This is a genomic window from Streptomyces coacervatus (genome assembly GCF_029223485.1).
Classification (GTDB): domain Bacteria; phylum Actinomycetota; class Actinomycetes; order Streptomycetales; family Streptomycetaceae; genus Streptomyces; species Streptomyces coacervatus.
On the sequence record NZ_JARHTP010000004.1, the window covers coordinates 575186 to 593090 of the forward strand.

A 17905-nucleotide genomic window follows, 5' to 3' on the forward strand; every position below is an offset into this window, starting at 1 on the left:
CGATGGCGGGGGTCAGCCCTTGACGGCCCCCTCGCCCACCCCGCGGAAGAAGTACCGCTGCAGACAGGCGAAGAGGGCGATCAGCGGTGCGACGGCGATGACCGTGCCCGCGGCGACGAGCCGTTCGTCGCCCGCGAAGGTGCCGTGCAGGTAGTTGAGGCCGATGGTCAGGGTGAACTTGGAGGGGTCGCTCAACACGATGAGCGGCCACAGGAAGTCGTCCCAGGCGCCCATGAACGCGAAGATGGCGACGACGGCGAGGGTCCCCTTCACCGACGGCAGGGCGATGCGCAGAAACCGCTGCCATGCGTTGGCGCCGTCGACGTAGGCCGCCTCCTCGATCTCGTACGGGAGGTTGAGGAAGGCGTTGCGCATCAGCAGCACGTTCATGGCGCCGATGCAGCCCGGCAGGACGACACCGACGAGGGTGTTGTTGAGGCCGAGCTCCCGCATGGTCGTGAACTGGGCGATGATGATGCCCTCCACCGGCACGAGCATCGCCAGGATGAAGGCGAGGGTGGCGACGCGGCGGCCGCGGTAGCGCAGCCGGGCCAGGGCGTAGCCGGCGAGGGCCGAACCGACGCAGTTGGTCACGACGTTGGCGGTGGCGACCTTCAGCGAGTTGAAGGCGTAGTCCCACACCGGGATGGTGTCCGCGACCCGTTCGTAGTTGTGCAGGGTGGGGTGTCCGGGCAGGAAGCTGGGCGGGGAGCTGTAGATGTCCTCGGTCGGCCCCTTGAGCGAGGTCGACAGCTGCCACAGGAAGGGGCCGACGGTCAGGGCGAGTACGGCGAGCAACAGGACGTAGCGCAGGGCGAGTTCCCAGACCCGGATGCGGCGGCCGTGCTCGTCGGTGACCCGAACGCGGGGCTCCCGTACGGCAGTCGGCTGCTGCACGGGCCGTACCTTCTCAGCGACGCTCATGTCTCGTCCCTCCGATCTGCGCGCAGGACGAGCAGCATCAGCGCCACGGTGACGACGAAGACGACGACGGAGAGGGCGGAGGCGTAGCCGACACGGCCGGTGAGGCCGGTGCCGGTGCGCTGGACGAGCATGACGAGGGTGGTGTCCTCGCCGGCCGGCCCGCCGCTGGGGCCCGCCATCAGGTACACCTCGGAGAACACCTTGAAGGCGGCGACCGAGGAGAGCGCGCCGACCAGGACCATGGTGGAGCGGACGGCCGGGACGGTGACCGTGAGGAAGCGGCGCACCGCGCCCGCACCGTCGACGGCGGCGGCCTCGTGCAGCTCGCGCGGGACATTCGCCAGCGCCGCCAGATAAATGATCATGTAGTAACCGAGGCCCTTCCACACGGTGACGGCCATGGCGCTCAGCAGAAGCAGCCACTGGTCGCTGAGGAAGCCGACCCGGCCGATGCCGATCGTCTCCAACAGGGAGTTGATCAGGCCGCGTTCGTCGAGCAGCCACACCCAGATGAGCCCGACGACGACGATCGAGGCGACGACGGGGGTGTAGAAGGCGGACCGGAAGAAGGTGATGCCGGGGATGTTCTTCTGCACCAGCAGCGCGAGCAGCAGGGGCAGGAGTACGAGCGCGGGGACGACCCCAAGGACGTAGAGCGTGCTGTTGCGCAGTCCGGTCCAGAACATGTCGTCGTGGAGCAGCTCGCGGAAGTTGGCGAGGCCCACGAAGTGGCCCGGGATCAGGGTGCGGCGGTCGGTGAAGGCGTTGGCCAGCGTGGAGACGAACGGGTAGAGGACGAACACGCCGGTGATCAGCAGTCCGGGGGCGGCGAACAGCCAGGGGCTGGTGGGCAGTTGACGCCGCACGCGCCTCATGCCCCTCGCACTTCGCACCCGGGACACGGCAGAGGTGGCCATCGCGGACTAGCCCTGCTGCTGGAGCAGCGTGTTGCAGGCCTTGACAGCGTTGTCGAGAGCCGCCTTGGGGCTCTCCTTGCCCTGTAGGGCCTTGGCCACCTCGTTCCGAAGTGCGGTCTTCATCTGCTCGCTGAACAGGACGGGCGTGTAATTCACCGCGTTCTTCAGCGACTTGGCGGCGGCGATCCGCACCCGCGTCTCGTCCGTGCCGTCCTCCTTGGTGAAGTACGGGTCGTCGAGCGAGCCGGCGGTGCTCGGGAAGATGGCGACCTTCTTCGCGAAGGACATCTGGTGCTCGGCGTCGGTGACGTAGTGCGCGAAGGCGACGGCCGCAGGGGTGTGCTTGGTCTTGGAGTTGACCATCACGCCCATCACGTACATGTTGACGTGGCCGGTGCTGGTGATCTGATCGGTGATGCCGATGTTCCTGTACAGGTTGGGCGCGTTCTTCTTGAAGTTGCCGAGGTCGAGGGCGCTGCCGGGGTTCATGGCGACGGCCTCGGTGAGGAACTTCTTGCCGGACGATTCGGGGGTGGCGGTCAGCGCCTGCGGGTCGAGCGCCTTGGCGTCGTACAACTCCTTGTATTTGGTGAGGAGTTCGATGCCCTTCGTGTCATTGAAGGAGAAGGCCGTGCCCTGTTTGTTCATCAGCCCGACGCCGTAGCGGCCGAAGTCCTCGACGGTGGGGACGTTGGCGAGGGTGGCGACCTTGCCGTCGCTCTTCTTCGCCAGCTCCAGGGCGTCGGCGAAGAGTTCGTCGTATGTCTTCGGGGGCTGGTCGGGGTTGAGTCCGGCCTTGCTGAACAGGGACTTGTTGTAGAACAGCGGGCCGGTGTTGAGGTACCAGGGGAAGGCGTACGTGCCGGTCATGCCTGGTATCTGATGGCTGGCCCAAGCCCCTTCCAGATACTCCTTCTTGTACTTGGCTGCCGTCTTGTCGAGGTCGAGGGCGAGGCCTGCCTTGGCGAGCGGGGCGACGAGGTCCGGGGAGACGTTGACGACGTCGGGCAGGGTGTCGCCGGCCGCGTCCGCGCTGATCTTGTCGGCGTAGCCCTCGGCGGGCTGGTCGATCCACTTCACCTGGGTGCCGGGGTACTTCTTCTCGAAGCCGGCGATGACGCCCTCGAAGTACGGCTTGAAGTTGGCGCGGAGATTCCAGGTCTGGAAGGTGATGTCGCCCTCGACCTTGCCGGAGGCGTCGGCCGATCCCCCGTCGTCGCTCCCGGAGCCGCAGGCGCTCAGCGGCAGGACGAGGGCGGCGACGGCGGCAGCGGCGAAGGTTCTGCGGGATGCGGGCACGGTGAACCGGCCTCCTTGGGGGCGGAGTTGACCAACGACGCAGACCTTGCACGCAGTTTCACAGGCCCGTCAATGGCCCCAGCAGGGCTAATCTCTTTAGTTGCTAATACGCATTAGGGCGTTCCAGCTGAACCGCATTAGTGCATACTGACGTGGGAATGTGTCAGGGGAATGGGGAACACCGTGTCAGGCAAGCGGTCACCGGCGCGCCGCCCGACGATGAAGGACATCGCACGGCATGCCGGGGTGTCCCAGAGCGCCGTCTCCTTCGCTCTGAACGGCCGGCCCGGCGTCTCCGACGGCACCCGCGACCGTGTGCGCCGGGTCGCCGAGCAGCTGGGCTGGCGGCCCAGCACGGCGGCCCGTCAGCTGTCCGGGGAGGGCGCGGCGACGGTCGGTTTCGTGCTGGCCCGCCCCGCCGACACCCTGGGCGTCGACTCCTTCTTCCTCCAACTCGTCTCGGGCATACAGGAGGTGCTGGCGGAGCGTCATCTCGGCCTGCTCTTCCAGGTGGTGGAGGACATCGCCGACGAGTGCGCGGTCTACCGGCGCTGGTGGGCCGAGCACCGAGTGGACGGCGTCCTGGTCGTCGATCCCCGCACCGACGACCCGCGTCCCGGCCTCCTCGACGAACTCGGCCTGCCTGCCGTGGTGATCGGCGGCGCTCCCGACGAACGCCACCCCGGCCTGTCGACGGTGTGGGCGGACGACGCGGGCGCGATGGCCTCGGTCGTGGACGAGCTGTCTGCGCTGGGCCACCGCCGGATCGTGCATATCGCGGGCCTTCCGGGCCTGGCCCACACCGAGCGCCGTATCCGCACTCTGCGCGCCGAGGCGGTGCGCCGGGGCCTGACCGAGGTGGAGTCGGTGACCACCGACTACTCGGACGCGGAGGGCGCGGCCGTCACCCGCCGGGTCCTGGAGCGCCCCGCTCCCCCGACCGCACTGATCTACGACAACGATGTGATGGCCGTCGCCGGCGTGGCCACCGCGACCGAACTCGGCTTCTCGGTACCGGCCGACGTGTCGGTGGTGGCCTGGGAGGACTCGGCCCTGTGCCGCATGGTCAAGCCGCGGCTGTCCGCCCTGTCCCGCGACAGCGTGGAATTCGGCCGTACGGCGGCCAGGGCACTGACCGCGCTGCTGGACGGCGGTCCGGCGCTGACGGTGCGGGTGCCGGTGCCCCGGGTGATCGTGCGGGAGAGCACGGGGGTGGCGCGGGGCGCCTGAGCCGTCGCTCCGGCGGCCAAGAGGAGGGCGGCCTCTCCCTTGCGGTACCCCCATTCCGGCGTATTCCCGACCCCCCGGTTCTCTGCTTAGCTGCCTCTCGACAGCCGCGGAGCCCCGGGGGTTGCCACGCTGTCGCTCATCTACGGGGGTACGGCTGTGAAAGCCTCTCAGAGAATGTGATCTCACCCAGGCGTGATCCGGCGAGCAGCGCCGTCCGCCCCGCCTTTTCGTAGTCGTAGTTCCCACCGCTTCCCGCCGTGCGGCGACGTGTGCCCGCACGGCGTCACGGACGCGCCCCCGCCCCGTCGGGGCCCGCTCGCGCTCCGCCCTGCCCTGCCCGCCGTGCAGCGGCCGGCAAAGGCACCGACACGCCCCGAGAACGAAGGAGGGTTCCTCATGCCTGTCAGCGACCCGCTGGACCTCGACCACCTCAGGTCGGTACTCGACCAGGCGGGCAATCCGTGGCACATGACCACGACCAGCATGACGGCGCTCACCGAGGAGCAGCGCGTGGTGCGCCTCGGTGTCCCCGTCGACTCCGGCGACCGCTCCGCGATCGAGAACGCGAAGCAGAGCAACATCGCGGCCGCCGTGGCGGCGACCGCCGACTCGGTGGGCGCGCCCGCCGCGTTCGACCTGCGCAACATCGGCGGCGTGAACTACACGACGCCGGTCAAGAACCAGGGCTCGTGCGGTTCCTGCGTGGCCTTCGGCACCGTGGGCATGATGGAGCACGTCACTCGCTACGGCTACGGCGCGCCCTATCTCCCGGTCGACCTGTCCGAGGCACAGGCCTTCTACTACTACGGCCGCCAGGCCGGCCGGAACTGCGGCAACGGCTGGTTCCCGGAGCCCCTCGCCGACCAGGCGCGCGACAACGGCATCACCATCGAGGAGTACTTCCCGTACACGGCGGGCGACCAGGACGCCTCGAAGCTCAACGCCGACTGGCCCAACCGGCTGGTGAAGATCCGCAGTTGGCAGTCGGTCACCAACAACCCGGCGGCGATGAAGGAGGATATCGCCAACTACGGCTCCATCACCGCCTGTTTCCTGGTCTACCAGGACTTCTTCAGCTATTCGAGCGGCGTCTACCGGCATCGCACCGGTGACCTCGCGGGCGGCCACTGCGTCACGCTCGTCGGCTACGACGACGCGCAGCAGTGCTGGATCGGCAAGAACAGCTGGGGTCCGGGCTGGGGCGAGCAGGGCTTCTTCCGCATCGGTTACGGCGAGTGCGGAATCGAGACCTGGCACAACGTGGCGGCGCTCGGCACGCTCATCCACAACTGGCTGCCCGACCAGCGCATCCTCGCGCTGTGGAGCAACGAGGCCGACGCCAACGTATGGGCGTACGGCGAGCTGCGCGGCTGGCTGAGCCTCAACGGCTCCGTCGGCGCGACCGACTCGGCGATGCTCGCCGAACTCGCCGCGTCCAAGGCGAACGGCGCCAAGGTCGGCCTGTACGAGGACAACGGCAGCGTCCAGCAGATCTACGCCTGGTGAGACCGCGGAACCAGGGAGAGGAGAGCACGACATGAGCCCGCAGAACAGCGGCCCCAAGCAGCCGAAGCAGCAGCCGCCCACCACGCAGGCGGTCCGCTCCGCGGCCGAGCAGGACGAGGCCGGCCGGCCCGTACTGCTGCCGCCGGGTGTGGACGTCGGCCTGAACGGCAGCGCGCCCGGCGCGCCGGGCAAGCCGGCCAGTGATGTGATGATCGCGCGGTTCGAGCAGACGGCGTCCGGCGAGGCCCGGCCGACGATCACGCCCGAACTCCACGGCGACCTGCAGGCGTTCGCGGCGGCGCAGGCCGCCACGGCGGTCACGGGAACGTGGACGCAGAACGCGATCGTCGACGCGATGTGGTCCATCAACCAGACCCGCAACGCCTTCCTGCATGTCAAGGGCGGCGCCTGGAAGAAGATCTTCAACGGCAGCGACTGGGCGTTCACCGCGCTGACGACGCTGGCCTCCCAGGCCCGCCAGACGGGCCGGCCGATCTCCTTCCGTGAGGAGGCGGACGGCCTGGTCCACGAGATCTACCTGCTGTAACCCTTGTCACCCTGCTCGGCGAGGGGCCGCGTCCGACCGTGCCGGCGCGGCCCCTCGCGCGTCACTCGACGGTGACGCGCAGCGCGTACCGGTCGGCCACATCGTCACCCCACGGCTGCCTGAGCACGAGCTCCAGCCGCCCCTCACCGGCCTTTGTCGCCCGCAACCGCAGCACCCGGGTCCCTCCGGCGCCCGGCGCCAGCTCTCCCGGCGGCGCATAGTCGCTGGCCGCCACCTCCAGCCCGCCCTCGATGCCCTCGACGTGCCACCGGTACCCGGTGGTGGCGTTCTCGGCCAGCCGCACCACGAGGTCGTCGCCGAGCCCCACGCGCACCTCGCCGTCCTGCGCCGACACGTGCACTTCACCCACGGGACCGCACCTCCTCGGCTCTGGTCCTATCGGTGTACCCCGCGGTGCAGGTCCTGGCCAGCCACCGCAGCGTCAGAGCCGGAACAGGGCCCAGACGACCTTTCCGCCGTCGGGACGGGGGTTGAAGCCCCATGCGTCACTCAACGCCGAGACGACCTGCAGTCCGCGGCCCGACTCGGCGAGCTCTTCGGCGTCCACGGCGACGGGGATCAGATCGCTCTCGTCGGTGACCGCACACACGGCGCAGGACCAGCGGTCCCAGTGGGCGAGCCACAGCGCCGGATGCAACTCCCCCTCGCCGTCCGGTGCCTGGCCGTAGCGAAGGGCGTTGCTGACCAGTTCCGACACGGTGACCGCCACGTCCTCGACGCGTTCGTCCGCGGCCCGGTCGACGAGCGTCGTTCGTGTGAAGTCGCGGGCGATGTGGGCGGATTGGGGAATCGGCGGTACGACGAGCACCGAGCAGTCGGTGGGGCCGGGCCCGTCCTCGGAGCTGGGGGCGAGGGGGAAGCTCAGCCCGGGTCCGGGCCGGCCGATGTGATCCACGGCCTGGCACAGCCACTGCCAAGTCGCCTCGATATGCAGGGGGTTGACCGGTTCTGCGACCTGCTCTGCGGACATCGCGCCCCCTGGTACCCCTGCGGAGAGAACAACCGAGCGCTACACCTGTGCGAAGTATCGTGCTACGTCCGCCAGTCCGTACGCAAGTGCATCGGCAATTACCGCTGCAATTGCAGACGATCTTGCCAGTGGCGGGCGCCGGGCGCTATCGTCCCGCACACCACCCGTGGATGCAATTGAAGATGCAATTGCAGCGCCGACCGCGAGTCCACCTCAACGCGACTTCATCTCAAAGAGGTTCAGATGCAGCACGTGAGCAACGGCATGCCTGCCACCGAGCTGGCAGAGGCGGTCTGGCGCAAGAGCCACCACAGCAACCCCGAGGGCAACTGCGTCGAGCTCGCCGCCCTCCCGGACGGCAGCGTCGCCGTCCGCAACTCCCGCCACCCCCAGGGTCCGGCGCTCGTCTACACCAGCGCCGAGATCTCCGCCTTCGTCCGCGGTGTGAAGGACGGCGACTTCGACGGCCTACTCCCCGCCGGCTGAGGTCGGGCACACCCGCGGACAGCCGGAAGGCGCCGGTCGACGGTCGGCGCCTTCCGGCCACTTCACGCACCGCAGCCGTACGACGCCTCGGTGCTACTCTCCTTGGTTGAGTCCCGAATACATGCAGCAGCAGCCGGTGCGGCGGCCGAGGGGATGACCATGACGGCAGTTCAGCGCGAACCCATTCCCTCCGATGTCGACGTCCTGAGCCTGCGCCGCGGCGGGCCGACGGTGCAGCGCATCATGCTGGGCACACGCCTGCGCCGCCTGCGCGAATCCCTGGGCATCAGCCGGGACACGGCCGCTTCGGCGATACGCGCCTCGGACGCCAAGCTGTGCCGCATGGAGCTGGGCCGGGTGGGCTTCAAGCAGCGTGACATCGCCGACCTGCTCACCCTGTACGGCGTCCGCGACCCGGCCGTACGCCAGGAGTTCCTGGATTCGGTACGGCGAGCCAACGAACCCGGCTGGTGGCGTGCGTACGGCGACGCCTTCCCGGGCTGGTTCGAGCAGCATCTGGGCCTGGAAGAGGCCGCCTCCCTCATCCGTACCTACGAAGTCCAGTTCGTCCCCGGCCTGCTGCAGACCCCCGCGTACGCCGAGGCCGTCATCCGGCTCGGCCACCCCATCACCTCCCCGGACGCCATCGCGCGCCGGGTCGAGCTGCGCATGACCCGGCAGGAACTGCTCTCCCGGCCGGACGCGCCGAAGCTGTGGGTCGTGGTGGACGAGGCGGCACTGCGCCGTCCGCTCGGCGGGGCCGCGGTGATGCGTGCCCAGCTGCAGCACCTCATCGCGGCGGCCGCATGGCCGAATGTGACGCTCCAGGTGCTGCCCTTCCACGTCGGCGGCCATGCGGCGGCCGGCGGGCCGATCACCGTGCTGCGCTTCCCCGTCCCCGACCTGCCGGACGTCGTCTACCTGGAGCAGCTCTCCAGCGCCCTGTACCTGGACAAACCCGAGGAGGTCGACCACTACCTCGCGGTCATGGACCGCCTCAGCCTGGTGGCCTCGCCGCCCGTGGACTCGGTGCCCTTCCTGGAACAGGTCCTCAAGGAGATCTGAGCCCGCCGCGCCGGTCCTGACCAGGACCGCGGTGTACTTTCTGCTGCTCCGCACGGCCTCGGGCGAGACCGCTCCTGCCGGGTACTCGTAAGGGGCTGGGAAGGAGTCGGCAGATGCACGCTCTTGTCGACTGGCTCGCCGGGCTGTCCGGGGCCGTGGTGTACGTCGTGGTAACGGCCATGGTGTTCGCCGAGGACGCGCTGTTCGTCGGGTTTCTGCTGCCGGGCGAGACCGCTGTGATCGTCGGCGGTGTGCTGGCCCGGCAGGGCACCGTCGACCTGGCCTGGCTGACGGTCGCCGTCGTCCTGGCGGCGATCGCCGGGGACAGCGTCGGGTACGAGATCGGCCGACGGCTCGGACCGCCGCTTCTCGACCGCCGCCCCCTGCGCCGGCGGGCCGAGGGCGTGGACAAGGCGCGCGACCTGATCCGGCGGCGCGGCCCGGCAGCGGTGTTCGTCGGCCGTTTCGTCGGCTTCTTCCGGTCCCTCGTCCCGGCGATGGCGGGCGCGTCGGACATGCCGTACCGCCGCTTCCTGCTCTACAACGCCCTGGCCGGCCTGATCTGGGGCGTCGGCAACGTCCTCCTCGGCTATGCCGCGGGAGCCGCCTACGAGCGGGCCGTGAGCCTGGTCGGCCGGACCGTCGCCCTGGCCGCTGCCGCGGCCGTCGTCGTGGCCCTGGTCGTCTGGCGGATCCGCCTGCACCGACGCTCCGGCAGCCCAAAAGCCCCGGTGAATTGACCTCGCGTCCGGCCTGTGGATCATCGCCGCGGGTACGCCTCAGACCCGTGACCGGTACAGCTCGAACCGCGCGATCCGTACGGCGTCCCGCGCCCCCGTCACCCGCAGCCGCCACCGTCGGGCCCGTATCGGCGTCGGCAGGAGCAGGATGCGGCTCGCGCCGATCGTTCCGGCGCCGGTGACCTGCGTCCAGGCGCCGTCGCGGTACGCCTCGACGACGAAGCTCTCGACCTGCTGGCCGTGCCGGATGTCCTCGGCCAGCCGGATGCGGTCCACCTCCCGTTCCGTGCCGAGGTCGACGGCGACCTGCCCCGGCGAGACGGTGGTCCGGGCTCCGCGCGCCAGGTCCTCGGGCAGCTCGCGGTCCACGCGTTCGCGGAACTCGCGCAGCCGTGCCACGTCCCGGTCCGCCAGCAGGCCGTCGGTGTCCGGCGGGACGTTGAGCAGCAGGACCGCGTTGCGGCCCACCGAACCGAAGTAGATGTCGATCAAGTCGTCGACGCTCTTGGGGAGCTGATCGGGGTGGTAGAACCAGCCGTCGTGGATCGACACGTCGCACTCGGCGGGCCACCACTGCAGGTAGTCGGTGTTCGGCAGCGCAGTGACGAGCGCGGTGCGGCTGCCCTCGTCGGGCGTGTCGTACGACAGCGCCCAGTCCGTGCGGCCGTACTGGTTCTCCTTGACCGGGATGACACTCCACTCGTTCTCCCGCGCGGTGCCGGCCTCGTTGCCGACCCACCGCAGATCCGGGCCGGTCACGGCGATCGCCGCTTCCGGGGCCAGTGACCTGACCAGGGTGTACCAGCCGTCCCAGTCGTAGTCCTCGACCTTGCCCGGCGGGATGCGGCCCTGGGCGCCGTCGAACCAGACCTCGTCGATCGGGCCGTACTGGGTGAGCACCTCGTAGAGGGTGTTGAGCATGTGGGCGCCGTAGTCGGTGGCGTCCAGAGTGTAGAAGCGGTCCGGGGAGCGGGTGTCGCCGTCGACGAGGGTCGGGATGGTCCGGGTGGCGCGGGCGCTGCCGTTGGCGTACACGCCGTGCAGGTACTGGTTCTCGTCGGCGGGCGAGATGTAGACGCCGACCTTGAGGCCGTAGCGGCGCATGGAGTCGGCGAAGGAACGCAGCACGTCGCCGTGGCCGCCCTCCCAACTGCTCGACGCCACCGTGTGGTTGGTGTAACGGGAGGGGTAGAGGACGAAGCCGTCGTGGTGTTTGACGGTGAGGATGGCGAGCTTGAAGCCGCCGTCGCGCAGGGCGCGGGCCCACTGGTCGGTGTCCAGGCCGGTCGGCTGGAAGACATTGGGGTCCTCGTCACCGGTACCCCACTCCAGGCCGGTGAAAGTGTTCACGCCGAAGTGCAGGAACGCGGTCTGTTCCAGGGCCTGCCAGGCGATCTGCCGTGCGGTGGGCCGGACTTGGGAGGCCTTGCGGACCAGCTCGTCCGCGGTGTCGTCGGGGCTGACGGGGATGCGGTAGCGGGATTCGGCAGGCCGCGGGGATGCCGAGGCCGGCAGCGCGGGCAGGCCGGTGGTGGCGAGCACGGCCGCCGAGGTCACGAAGAGGCGTCTTGAGAGGGCCATTTTGAGGTCCACTCCTCACATCAGGGTGCGGTCAGGTGCCAGACGGCGGGGGTGCGCTGGTCCGGCGGGTACTGCACGAGCCGGCCGTCGCCCGTCACGGTCAGCGCCATCTGCGTGATCACATTGACCAGCTGGAAGCCGTCGGACGCGGGGGTCAGCTGCCAGCGCTGCAGGGTGTCGGTCGCGTCGCACGCCTTCCAGGTCGCCTCGACGCCGGGCTGGAGCGGCACATTGAGGGTCAGCTTGCCGCCGCTCACCTCCAGGCAGCCTTCCGCGGTGCGCACGGTCGCGTATCCGTCGGCGGTGCGCGTGATGTCGGCTTCGAAGGACGCGCCGGTGGTACGGAAGGTGTACGTGCCGTCCGCCAGCGGAAGCCGTGTCAGGTCCCGCCACCCGGGCGCGTGCCCGACGTCCGTACCACGCGCCGTGAACTCGGCGTAAGTGGCGTCGGGATGGGGGTCGCCCCAGGTGGTCTGCGCGATGTGCCGTAGTGCGGGCCAGAGTTCGACGGCGACCTCGTTCTCGGTCTCACCGCGGCCGTTGTCCGGCCAGAGGCTGATCTTCGCCCCGGTGATCCCCTTGCTGGACGCCAGCTTCTCGCCGTCGAAGCTGCGCGGGTCCCAACTCTGGTCGTAGAGGGACTCGGTGTCGCTGTGGAAACCGCCGCGGATCAGGTAGAGCGAGTAGGCGGCGTTCATCAACGGGTAGCCCTGGGCGATGAGTTGGCTGGGTTTGGTGGTCACGTTCAGCCAGTGCTCGACCGTCGTGCCTGCCGCCACCGGGACGGTGTTGGCGCCGGTGAGGCCGTCGTTCCAGATGCGCAGCTGCTTGCCCTTGTTCGCGGCGTAGGCCTGCACGCGGTTGATGAAGTCGATGTAGGCATCCTGCGGGGTGGCGCTCGCGCCGTACTTCTCCTGGGCGTAGCGCAGCATCTGCGGGTACTTGGAGTAGTCGGAGCCGAGCATGTACTCGTCGGCGCCCATGTGCCAGGACTTGGCGGTGAAGACCTGGGCGTACTCGTCCATGAGGCTGGTGTAGTAGTCGAAGCCCGCCTGCTGGGTGACGTCGAGCCGGGCGGGCTGCTTGTTGCCGTCGGAGTCGGTGAGCTGCAGGTCGGGGCGGTTCTCGATCCAGGGGTCCATGTGGCCCGGGGAGTTGATCTCCGGGATGATCTCCACGTGGTACTTGTCGCCGAGGGCGACGAGCTGCCGTATCTCGTCCTTGGTGTAGTAGCCCCAGGTGTCGGCCTCCGGATGCGCGTCGCTCTTCACCTTCAGCTCCACGAGCAGCTGGTTGAGCTTGTTGTACGCCATCTCGCGGACCAGGTTCTCCAGCCACGGCAGCGTGATGTGGATGTAGCAGGCGCAGACGCCGACGCCCCGCTCCTTGTAGCGCGGGACGTCGACCGTGCGCCCGGCGGGGATCCGGTCGCCCTGCGCGAGGAGCTGGAGGAGGGTACGGGTGCCGTAGAAGGCGCCGGTCTCGGTGGCGCCGGTCACCGACAGCCGTCGGCCTGCGTGGAGTTCGTAGCCCTCGGCGCCGAGTGAGGTCGTCGCGGGCTGTACGTCGATCACGATGTCGCCGGTGCGGGCGCCACCACCGACGACCGGGACGGTGCCATGGCCCGCCGCCCGCAGATCGTCGGCGAGGGTGTCCGCGACCCGGCGCTCGGCCGGGCTGTCGGCGACCAGCCGCACGCCCCTGCCGTACTGATAACTGCCGGACTCCGATGCCCAGTTGGTCAGCGCCGGCACGGTGACCGGCGCCTTCTGCTGGTCCCGCGCGACCGCCGAGGTCGGCGCCACCAGCAGCGTCAGCGCCGCCGCACTGCCGAACAGCCCCAGCAGTCTCTTTCTCAACTCACCCATGCCACTCCACCTTGAACACCCACACGTGCTGTCCCGCCTTCCGGGCTGTCTCGGGTACGTCGATCACCAGTGCTCCCTTGCTGACGGTCCAGGTCAGGGCCCGGTCGTGGCCGAGCATCGTCACCTTGTCGCCGGTCTGGACGGGGACGGGCGCCTCGACGGTGAGCTTCGCGCCCGGCCGGGTCAGGGAGTGGATGTAGAAGGCCTGGTCGGGGCGGACGGTGAAGCGCAGGTCGTCGCCGAGCTGGGCCATGCGCGACCAGTACGTCGTGTCGTAGATCGCCTCGCCGTTGACCGCCAGCCAGGCGCCCGTCTCGCGCAGCCGGGTCTGCATGATCTCCGGGATCGTGCCGTCGGCGCGCGGGCCGATGTCGAGCAGGAAGTTGCCGTTCTTGGAGACGATGTCGACGAGGCTGCGCACGACCTCCTCGGCTGTCATGTAGGCGTCGTCCGGGGTCGCGCTGTTGTAGCCGTAGCTGAAGGGGTCGAGGCCGCGGCTGGACTCCCACTTGGCGACGACCGTGTTCTCGTACGTCGTGTACTCGGGGGTCGTGAAGTCGTGGAAGGCGATGCCCGAGCGGTTGTTGACCGTGACGTCGACCGGACGGGGCCGGTTCTTGGCGTGGTCGAAGTAGTCGGCGAGGACGTGGAGGCTGTCGTTCACGCCGCCGATGTCGCACCAGATGAGCTCCGGGTCGTAGCCGTGGATCAGCTCCAGCAGCTGCGGGGCCTGGTAGTCCCTCACATAGTCCTTGCCTGCGGTGTATCCGGTGTACGGGACCGGGTCGAGGGTGTAGGGGTTGCGCGGGGCGTGGCCCATCCACGGGTTGTCGGGGTTGAACCATTCCGGCATGGAGAAGTAGAGGCCGCGGTGGAGTTCGGGGGCGTAGCGCCGGGACGCGTCGTACAGCTCCTTCAGCAGGTCCCGTTTCGGGCCCAGCTTCACGGCGTTGCGGTCGGAGACCTTGGTGTCCCACAGGGCGAAGCCCTCGTGATGCTTCGAGGTCAGGACGTGGTATTGGGCGCCGGCGTCCCGGAACAGCTCCACCCACGCCCGCGGGTCGAACTTCTCCGCGGTGAAGCGCGGGATGAAGTCGTCGTACGCGAAGTCCTCCCCGTAGGTGTCGCGGTGGTATGCGTACGTCGGGTTGTTCGGGTCCTGCATCTGGTCCCAGTACCACTCGGCGTACTGCTTGCCGACCGGTGCCCAGGCGGGCACCGCGTAGACGCCCCAGTGGATGAAGATGCCGAACTTGGCGCCCTGGAACCAGTACGGCGCCTGGTGGCCGGAGAGGGAGGCCTCGGTGGGCTGGTAGTCGGCGGTGCCGAGCGTCAACTTTCCGTGGCTGGCGGCGACTTGGGAGCCCCGTCCGGTGAGCGTCACCGAGCCGTCCCGCTCCGTTCCGGGTGCGGTGCCCGTGCGGTTGCGGATGCCGATGCGGACGCGGGCCTGTTCGCCGGGGTCGAGGCGGCGTATGCGGGCGGGTTCGACGGTGCGGGCGCCGGGGGCATCGACGCGTACGGACACCTCGTCGGCGGCCAGGACGGCGACGGTGCCGGCGTTGACGACGGTGGCTTCGACGCTCTGGGCGCCGGTGGCGGGCAGCAGGGAGTTCGTGGAGTGGGCGTCGCGCAGGGCCAACGCCCGTCCCTGGGCGACGGGTTGGAGGGAGAGGGCGAAGATGTGCAGGGACGTCTTGTTCACCTCGGCCGGGCCGGCGACCGGCAGGGTGACGGCGACTGTCTCGCGCCGCGGATCGGTCCACACCTCCGAGGTGCCGATCCCGACGCTGTGCTGGTCCTTGGTGCCGTCCGGCTTGTAGCGGTACGGCGCGGACAGGGAGCCGCCCGCCGAGTACCAGTCGGCGGCGGTCAGGCCCGCGGTGCTGGTCGAGCCGTCCGCGTAATGGACGGTGACCTTGCCGGAGGCGTTGCCGTAGCTGCCGGCGGTGAGGAACACGGCCGACAGGTACTGGCCCTTGGGGAGTTCGATGCGCTGGCCGAGCGCGACAACGTTGTTCTTGGCACCCTGTGTCGCTGCCGGGAAGAGGAAGGGGATGCCCTCGACCTCGACGCGGCCGACGGGGAGTTCCTCGCCCGGGAACGTGTAGCCGGAGCCGTCGAAGTCGCCGCCGCGGGCGGAGGCGGTGTCGATGCCGTCGTTGTCGTAGAGGCTGTCGAGCGGGACGGGGACCGGGTCGGGGACGGGGACCCAGTGGGGTGATCCGGCGCGGTCGTCGACCGGTGCGGCGGCCTGCGCCTCGGTCGAGGTGGTGAGGGGCAGGGCGGCCGCGGCGGCGACTCCGGCCGCGGCAGTCAGGACCTGGCGTCTTGGACAGGGACTCATACTCATGAGCGGCTCCCGATTCATCCGATGTCTGATGATTGGGCGGGCTCAGGAGCCTGTCAATGGGGCGTGATCGGGCCGGAGTTGCCCCATTGATCGGATGACCTGCGGGCGAAGGTTGTCGCGGCCGACGGACGTCCCGCGAAAAGTCCAAGAAGAGCCGCCCGAATGTCCAAGAGCGAGTGCTCTCGACGCGGAGGCCGCAGCGGGGCAGAGTGCTCTGCGTACTCATGAGTAGTTGCCTGTACCGCACCCCGAGGAGCGCCCGTGACCAGCTGGGTCGGCCGGACCGCCGCCGAGATCGCCGCCGCCGTACGCGAGAAGCGGGCCACGCCCCGTGAAGTGGTGGCCGAGCACCTCGACCGGATCGAGCGGCTCGACGGGCGGGTCGGAGCATTCCGGGTCGTGCGTGCCGAGGCGGCGCTCGCCGAGGCCGACGAGCTGGCCTCCCGCGACGATCTGGCCGAACTGCCGCTGGCCGGCGTGCCGGTGGCGGTCAAGGACAACCTTGCGGTGCGCGGCGAGTCCAACCGCGTCGGCTCGGCGGCGACACCGGACACGCCCGCCACCGAGGATCACATCACGGTGGCCCGGCTGCGGGCGGCGGGCGCGGTGGTCGTGGGCCTGACGAACGTGCCCGAGCTGTGCATCTTCGGCACCACCGAGGGCGTCCACGGCACCGCCCGCAACCCCTGGGACCCGACCCGCACGGCGGGCGGTTCCTCGGGCGGCAGCGCTGCCGCGGTCGCCGCCGGCCTGGTGCCGATCGCCCTCGGTAACGACGGCATGGGCTCGCTGCGCATCCCGGCCGCCAACTGCGGCCTGGTCACCATCAAGCCGGGCCACGGGGTCGTCCCGGCGGGCATCGGCGACGGCGACTGGTTCGGTATGTCGGAGAACGGTCCGCTCGCGACGAGTGTCGAGGACGTACGGCTGATGCTGTCGGTCCTGGCGGACACCGAGGCCGCGGCGCCGTCCGAGCCCGCCATGCGCAAGATCGCCGTCTCGCTGCGCAGCCCGCTGGCCGGCGTCACGATCAGCAAGCCGTACACGGCCGCCGCCCGGGACGCGGCCGCCGTCCTGATCAAGGCCGGCCACCAGGTCCGCCGCGCCGACCCGCCCTACCCGCTCTCCCTGAGCACGATGTCCCTCGCCCACTGGACCGCGGGCACTGCGGTGGACGCCCAGGGCCTGGACCCGCGTCTGCTCACCCGACGCACCCGTGTGCACGCCACCATCGGCCGCCGTTTCCTGAGCAGCGTCCGCACCGGCGACAGCCGGGAGCAGCTGCGCCGCCGCATGGAGCCGTTCTTCGCCGAGTACGACGTCCTGCTCACGCCCGCGCTGGCCCGCCGTTCCCCCAAGTCGGAGGCCTGGCACGAGCGCGGCTGGCTGGCCAACGTCCTCGCCAACACCAACTACTCGCCCCTGACCCCGCCGTGGAACCTGACCGGCTGGCCGGCCATGTCCGTCCCGTTCGGCAGCCTGCCCTCCGGCGCCCCCTGTGCCGTCCAACTGGTGGGCCGCCCCGGCTCGGAGGCGATGCTGCTGGAGGTGGCGCAGCAGTTGGAGAAGCTGCATCCATGGCAGCGGACGGCGCCGCTGGAGTAGGGGTTATGTTCCACCCGACCTAGAACCGTGATCATTACAACGGGGGATTGATCCGCGTGGGCGCCATCGTGTTCAACCTGACGACCGCAGCACTGATGGTGCTGATGTTCAAGAGCGGTCTGGCCCTCATCGGCGAGGACACCCTCCGCCGACGCCCCGTCCCGTGGGCGGCCGTCGCCCTCACGGCGGTGGTGGTCGGCGGCGTGGTGCTCCAGCTCTGCTGGTCCGGGGCGATGGACGCGCTCGACAGCGACCCGCGGAAAAGCGGCTGGTGGCGTGTGGTGACATCGGTGTTCATGCAGAACGGCGGCTTCTTCGGCGCAGCCTGGAACATCGTCACACTCGCGGCGATGGCCGCGCTGGCCCAGTGGTTCTGGCGCGGCCCCCTCATGGTGGGCCTCTTCGCCGCCGGCATCCTGCTGCCCGAGCGGATCGACGCGCTGTTCGGCGAGACCTCCCACAGCACCGACCCGCGCAACTTCGCCGGCAGCTCCGGTGCGACGTACTTCCTGGCCGCCACGCTCGCGGCGGCCCTCCTCCTGACCACGAGCGACACGAGGCAGCGTCTGCTCGCGCTGAGCGTGCCCGCGGCCGGCCTGGCAATGTGGCTGGCCCAGGACAACGGCCACGGCCTGGTCACCGTCTACGGCTTCCTCCTCGGCGCGGCGGCCCTGCCCCTCGCCGAACGGCTGCGCCGGCGCACGGAGCGGCCTGCGTGCACGGCGCAGGCAGAGGCGTAGATCCCGAAGGAGCGAGCCCCGGGAGAAATAGGGCTGAAGACCGGCCCCGCCCC

At 69.8% G+C, this 17905-nt stretch carries 16 protein-coding genes; 8 read left to right on the top strand and 8 right to left on the bottom strand.

The annotated features are described in order from the left end of the window. Window positions 1-12: 12 nt before the first annotated feature. The 3 genes from P2Q00_RS13530 to P2Q00_RS13540 are packed head-to-tail and all read right to left on the bottom strand — an operon-like array spanning window position 13 to window position 3140. Window positions 13-924, bottom strand: a complete 912-nt coding sequence (locus P2Q00_RS13530) for a carbohydrate ABC transporter permease (RefSeq protein WP_275772667.1) — start codon at window positions 922-924, stop codon at window positions 13-15. Next, window positions 921-1841, bottom strand: a complete 921-nt coding sequence (locus P2Q00_RS13535; RefSeq protein WP_275772668.1) for a carbohydrate ABC transporter permease — start codon at window positions 1839-1841, stop codon at window positions 921-923. Before P2Q00_RS13535 ends, P2Q00_RS13530 begins: the two co-directional genes overlap by 4 nt. A 6-nt stretch (window positions 1842-1847) precedes the next feature. Beyond that, window positions 1848-3140: an ABC transporter substrate-binding protein gene (locus tag P2Q00_RS13540; RefSeq protein ID WP_275772669.1), complete on the bottom strand. Its 1293-nt coding sequence runs from the start codon at window positions 3138-3140 to the stop codon at window positions 1848-1850. Window positions 3141-3359: 219 nt separating this feature from the next. On the opposite strand from P2Q00_RS13540, the gene P2Q00_RS13545 reads away from it, so the two are divergent. The 3 genes from P2Q00_RS13545 to P2Q00_RS13555 all read left to right on the top strand — a co-directional run bounded on the left by P2Q00_RS13545 (window position 3360) and on the right by P2Q00_RS13555 (window position 6423). Next, window positions 3360-4370 (top strand): LacI family DNA-binding transcriptional regulator, encoded by a 1011-nt coding sequence (locus P2Q00_RS13545; RefSeq protein WP_275772719.1) that lies wholly within the window; start codon window positions 3360-3362, stop codon window positions 4368-4370. Between the two features lie 396 nt (window positions 4371-4766). Next, window positions 4767-5876, top strand: a complete 1110-nt coding sequence (locus tag P2Q00_RS13550; protein WP_275772670.1) for a C1 family peptidase — start codon at window positions 4767-4769, stop codon at window positions 5874-5876. A 31-nt stretch (window positions 5877-5907) separates the two neighbouring features. Continuing rightward, the gene (locus tag P2Q00_RS13555; RefSeq protein ID WP_275772671.1) at window positions 5908-6423 is read left to right on the top strand and encodes a hypothetical protein; all 516 of its coding nucleotides are present in this window, start codon (window positions 5908-5910) and stop codon (window positions 6421-6423) included. Window positions 6424-6484: 61 nt separating this feature from the next. Here P2Q00_RS13555 and P2Q00_RS13560 read toward each other — a convergent pair whose 3' ends face one another. Further along, window positions 6485-6793 (bottom strand): protease inhibitor I42 family protein, encoded by a 309-nt coding sequence (locus tag P2Q00_RS13560; protein ID WP_275772672.1) that lies wholly within the window; start codon window positions 6791-6793, stop codon window positions 6485-6487. A 72-nt stretch (window positions 6794-6865) separates the two neighbouring features. After that, window positions 6866-7414, bottom strand: coding sequence for an ATP-binding protein (locus tag P2Q00_RS13565; RefSeq protein WP_275772673.1), 549 nt, complete (start codon window positions 7412-7414; stop codon window positions 6866-6868). A 243-nt stretch (window positions 7415-7657) separates the two neighbouring features. Between P2Q00_RS13565 and P2Q00_RS13570 the strand changes: the two genes are divergently transcribed. The 3 genes from P2Q00_RS13570 to P2Q00_RS13580 all read left to right on the top strand — a co-directional run bounded on the left by P2Q00_RS13570 (window position 7658) and on the right by P2Q00_RS13580 (window position 9705). After that, the gene (locus P2Q00_RS13570) at window positions 7658-7900 is read left to right on the top strand and encodes a DUF397 domain-containing protein (RefSeq protein WP_275772674.1); all 243 of its coding nucleotides are present in this window, start codon (window positions 7658-7660) and stop codon (window positions 7898-7900) included. Between the two features lie 159 nt (window positions 7901-8059). After that, window positions 8060-8965 carry a Sco1979 family transcriptional regulator gene (locus tag P2Q00_RS13575; protein WP_275772676.1) on the top strand — a complete coding sequence of 302 codons (906 nt, stop codon included), beginning with the start codon at window positions 8060-8062 and terminating at the stop codon, window positions 8963-8965. Window positions 8966-9078: 113 nt separating this feature from the next. Continuing rightward, entirely contained in the window at window positions 9079-9705 is a 627-nt protein-coding gene (locus P2Q00_RS13580) for a DedA family protein (RefSeq protein WP_275772677.1), read from the top strand. Between the two features lie 39 nt (window positions 9706-9744). Here P2Q00_RS13580 and P2Q00_RS13585 read toward each other — a convergent pair whose 3' ends face one another. The 3 genes from P2Q00_RS13585 to P2Q00_RS13595 are packed head-to-tail and all read right to left on the bottom strand — an operon-like array spanning window position 9745 to window position 15501. Further along, window positions 9745-11286, bottom strand: a complete 1542-nt coding sequence (locus P2Q00_RS13585; protein ID WP_275772678.1) for an alpha-L-fucosidase — start codon at window positions 11284-11286, stop codon at window positions 9745-9747. A 20-nt stretch (window positions 11287-11306) separates the two neighbouring features. Beyond that, window positions 11307-13154 carry a glycoside hydrolase family 20 protein gene (locus tag P2Q00_RS13590; RefSeq protein WP_275772679.1) on the bottom strand — a complete coding sequence of 616 codons (1848 nt, stop codon included), beginning with the start codon at window positions 13152-13154 and terminating at the stop codon, window positions 11307-11309. Beyond that, window positions 13147-15501 (bottom strand): alpha-L-fucosidase, encoded by a 2355-nt coding sequence (locus P2Q00_RS13595; RefSeq protein ID WP_275772720.1) that lies wholly within the window; start codon window positions 15499-15501, stop codon window positions 13147-13149. Before P2Q00_RS13595 ends, P2Q00_RS13590 begins: the two co-directional genes overlap by 8 nt. Before the next feature lie 267 nt (window positions 15502-15768). Here P2Q00_RS13595 and P2Q00_RS13600 point away from each other — a divergent pair, with 267 nt between their 5' ends. Both P2Q00_RS13600 and P2Q00_RS13605 read left to right on the top strand, forming a co-directional pair. After that, window positions 15769-17112, top strand: coding sequence for an amidase (locus tag P2Q00_RS13600; protein WP_275772680.1), 1344 nt, complete (start codon window positions 15769-15771; stop codon window positions 17110-17112). A 56-nt stretch (window positions 17113-17168) separates the two neighbouring features. Further along, on the top strand, window positions 17169-17852 hold the full coding sequence (locus tag P2Q00_RS13605) for a hypothetical protein (protein ID WP_275772681.1): 684 nt from the start codon (window positions 17169-17171) through the stop codon (window positions 17850-17852). The last annotated feature ends 53 nt before the right edge of the window (window positions 17853-17905 follow it).

Excerpts from the sequence above, each read along its gene's own strand:
- P2Q00_RS13530 (WP_275772667.1), bottom strand. The coding sequence starts at position 924 with ATGAGCGTCGCTGAGAAGGTACGGCCCGTGCAGCAGCCGACTGCCGTA.
- P2Q00_RS13535 (WP_275772668.1), bottom strand. The coding sequence starts at position 1,841 with ATGGCCACCTCTGCCGTGTCCCGGGTGCGAAGTGCGAGGGGCATGAGG.
- P2Q00_RS13545 (WP_275772719.1), top strand. The coding sequence starts at position 3,360 with ATGAAGGACATCGCACGGCATGCCGGGGTGTCCCAGAGCGCCGTCTCC.
- P2Q00_RS13550 (WP_275772670.1), top strand. The coding sequence starts at position 4,767 with ATGCCTGTCAGCGACCCGCTGGACCTCGACCACCTCAGGTCGGTACTC.
- P2Q00_RS13555 (WP_275772671.1), top strand. The coding sequence starts at position 5,908 with ATGAGCCCGCAGAACAGCGGCCCCAAGCAGCCGAAGCAGCAGCCGCCC.
- P2Q00_RS13565 (WP_275772673.1), bottom strand. The coding sequence starts at position 7,414 with ATGTCCGCAGAGCAGGTCGCAGAACCGGTCAACCCCCTGCATATCGAG.
- P2Q00_RS13570 (WP_275772674.1), top strand. The coding sequence starts at position 7,658 with ATGCAGCACGTGAGCAACGGCATGCCTGCCACCGAGCTGGCAGAGGCG.
- P2Q00_RS13575 (WP_275772676.1), top strand. The coding sequence starts at position 8,060 with ATGACGGCAGTTCAGCGCGAACCCATTCCCTCCGATGTCGACGTCCTG.
- P2Q00_RS13580 (WP_275772677.1), top strand. The coding sequence starts at position 9,079 with ATGCACGCTCTTGTCGACTGGCTCGCCGGGCTGTCCGGGGCCGTGGTG.
- P2Q00_RS13585 (WP_275772678.1), bottom strand. The coding sequence starts at position 11,286 with ATGGCCCTCTCAAGACGCCTCTTCGTGACCTCGGCGGCCGTGCTCGCC.
- P2Q00_RS13590 (WP_275772679.1), bottom strand. The coding sequence starts at position 13,154 with ATGGGTGAGTTGAGAAAGAGACTGCTGGGGCTGTTCGGCAGTGCGGCG.
- P2Q00_RS13595 (WP_275772720.1), bottom strand. The coding sequence starts at position 15,501 with ATGAGTCCCTGTCCAAGACGCCAGGTCCTGACTGCCGCGGCCGGAGTC.